Source organism: Laspinema sp. D2d, assembly GCF_025370755.1.
Classification (GTDB): Bacteria; Cyanobacteriota; Cyanobacteriia; order Cyanobacteriales; family Laspinemataceae; genus Laspinema.
The window spans coordinates 1-3,031 of the sequence record NZ_JAMXFC010000036.1 but is presented as its reverse complement, the minus strand read 5'-3'; the positions used below and the strand labels follow the sequence as shown (position 1 = coordinate 3,031).

Genomic DNA, 3,031 nt, shown 5'->3' with positions numbered 1-3,031 from the left:
TGATATCATCCTGATTATCTTCAATTTCCGGAGTAACATCCGGTTCTAAATTATTGTCTTCAATTTCCGGAGTAACATCCGGTTCTAAATTATTGTTTTCGATTTCCGGAGTAACATCCGGTTCTAAATTATTGTCTTCGATTTCCGGAGTAACATCCGGTTCTAAATTGATATCATCCTGATTATCTTCAATTTCCGGAGTAACATCCGGTTCTAAATTGATATCATCCTGATTGTCTTCAATTTCCGGAGTAACATCCGGTTCTAAATTGATATCATCCTGATTGTCTTCAATTTCCGGAGTAAAATTCAGTTCTAAATTATTGTCTTCAATTTCTGGAGTTATGTCAGGTTCTAAATTGACATCATCCTGATTCTCGTCAATTTCCGAAGTCACATCCGGTGGCAAATCTGAAGGTTCATCGGGTTCCGTTGGGGAGGAAATATCCGGTGGCAAATCTGAGGGTTGCTCAATGGGAGCAATTTCTTCTCCATTCGTAGAGGGAGAATTGACAGGTGGTGTTGGATTGATAACTGGGGGATTTAGACGAGGTAATGACGGGACTGGGGGTGCAGAATAAGGGGAAAAATTGTCCCGTGCGATCGCCTCGGGAGAGATATTTTTCAGAATGGCTAAATACTCTTGACTCATTCTATCTTGAATGATAGTATCGCCTACATTTTCCCCCGTTCCCGCCACGATATTCAACTCATCAAATGTCAGTCCCCCCAGCAGTCCAATTAAGTCTTGACCTGGGGTAAAATCTATAATCCAGTCTGCATGATCTAGGGTCGGACCGCCGGTACTGAGGAATCCGGGAATATCGAAACGTCTGCCGATTTGAAAGTGGTTTTGTCCTTCCCCTCCCCATAGCCGATCGCTTCCTAAGTCCCCGAATAGGACATCATTTCCGTCATTACCAAACAAGAAGTCGTTATCTTTACCGCCATAGAGGGTATCGTCGCCTTCTCCGCCATAGAGGGTATCATCGGCTTGATTTCCAAAGTTTAAATCATTTCCAGATCCCCCTACTAATATATCTTGACCCGCCCAATCTTCAATGAGCAGATGACTCGTTCCCCCAACCAGGGTGTTATTCCCATTTCCGCCATAGATGGTATCGTTACCAACATCACCAATTAATAAATCCTCTGCGGGTCCTCCCACGATTAAATCGTCTGCTGAGTTACCGGCGATCGCCTCATCGGTTTCTACTCGGATTTGGGTATTGTTCCCCCCCTCTAATCGTCGGATATCTCCTTGGGTCAGGATTTGATAATTTGATGAGTGGATATTCCATACCATACTAATCTTCTCCCTAATTTTAAAAATTTATTGAATCAAACCGAAACTTTAAAAGGATTAAATATCCCCAAAATAAAAGGGAAGTTTTTTGTGTAATGATAACTGGAAAATCCAGCCTCATAAAGCCGCTTAATTGCCCTAATCACTCGTTATTATCGCTCATCCCCCCTTTTTGATTCTTTTCTATCTAACTCTGCCTAGGCTGAGGCTGTATCTATCTTTAGAAAGATTGCCCTAAATTGCCTTAACCCCGGTTTCTTAGAGGTCATAGAGAGCTGATTCACCCGATTATGAAGAGAGATTGCTTTCAATAAACAGGGGGAGAGGATCTGCTTTGTTAGGCCGCATCAAAGGTGGAGAGAGTTTATATATTTTTTTTATAAAGCTAGAGATTAAAACTTTAAATTTTTTGTAAAGAAAGTAATATTTCGCCCGGACCAAGAAACAATTTATCAAAAAATGCGTAGTTCCCCAAACCGAATGGAGAGAGGTGAGTCGAGTGACAACCTAGAGAAATACAAGACTCAGGGGTGATCATTCAACGTGTAACTTTCTAAAAAAACCGCTTTTGCAACTGCCTAAAGGAGTATTTTTTTGAAAAAAATCAGGCGATCGCCCCAGGGTCCAAAAAGAGAAAGCGTCACCCTTGGAAAGTGTGCCCCTGTTTTTGCGTCCATAATAGGAAGTCAAGATTGAGAAAAATCATAATATCCAGCAATGATACCTATCGATGATAATCTCCCCAATCGTTATCCCCCCTTGGTCACATACGGCCTGATAGGGTTAAATGTGGCCTTGTTTGTGATGGAACTTAAACTAGAGGCCACCGGGGAACTTGGGGCATTTTTGCAAAGTTGGGGAATTGTGAGCGATCGCATGACTTCTGTGGTTACTGATGCGGTCCGCAATCCCAGTCCTGCCGCTTGGGTTGCCTTAATGGTCATGTCTGCCGGTCCCTTACTGTTTTCGATGTTTCTCCACAGCAGTTTTAGTCAAATTGTGGGGAATATGCTGTTCTTGTGGGTGTTTGGTAAGCGGATTGAAGAAATTCTTGGACATGGCCGGTTTTTTCTGTTTTACCTCGTCTGTGGCATCCTCGCTGCGATCGCCCAGGTGGCGATCGCCCCAAACTTAGCCGTTCCTTTAGTCGGGGCAAATGGCGCAATTTCTGCCATTTTAGGCGCTTATTGCCTAAACTTTCCCAAAGCTAAAATCGAAACTCTCTTACCTTTACTCATCCTCTTTATTCCCATTGAAGTTCCCGCCCTATTTTATCTAATGTGGTGGTTTATTCAGCAGGCATTTTATGGAATCGGTCAACTCACCATTCTGAGAATGGTCAACCCCACCAGCTTAGGCTATTGGGCGAATGGAGTCGGATTATTTATTGGGGCCGGGTTAGTTTCATTGTTGGTTAAATATAAACCAAAAACGGCTATTTATTAAGTAAAAATTGGCTAACCTGTCCAATACCGCAGTTCAAAAGACCGATTGCAAAATAACGGATTGATCCCCCCAACCCCCCTTATTAAGGGGGGCTTATACCAAATCCGGGTATCAAAAGTCTGTTTTCACTATTAAGAAATTTCTCCGAGATGTCTAAAAAAGGAGGATAGGGATTTCCTATCCTCCTTTGAAGTATAAAACCGCTGAGAGGGTGACAAGGCAGGGGAAACCCATACGGGGCAATTGTTTGAGATAATGAAGAAGTCGTAAAAAAGCGGG

General features: G+C 42.8%; 1 protein-coding gene and 1 pseudogene. One reads left to right on the top strand and one right to left on the bottom strand.

The genetic code is table 11. From position 1 onward, the window contains the following. A pseudogene (locus NG796_RS20510) lies at window positions 1-1,306 on the bottom strand (hypothetical protein); the annotation flags it as partial. A gap of 717 nt (window positions 1,307-2,023) precedes the next feature. On the opposite strand from NG796_RS20510, the gene NG796_RS20505 reads away from it, so the two are divergent. Beyond that, on the top strand, window positions 2,024-2,752 hold the full coding sequence (locus NG796_RS20505; RefSeq protein ID WP_261208893.1) for a rhomboid family intramembrane serine protease: 729 nt from the start codon (window positions 2,024-2,026) through the stop codon (window positions 2,750-2,752). The last annotated feature ends 279 nt before the right edge of the window (window positions 2,753-3,031 follow it).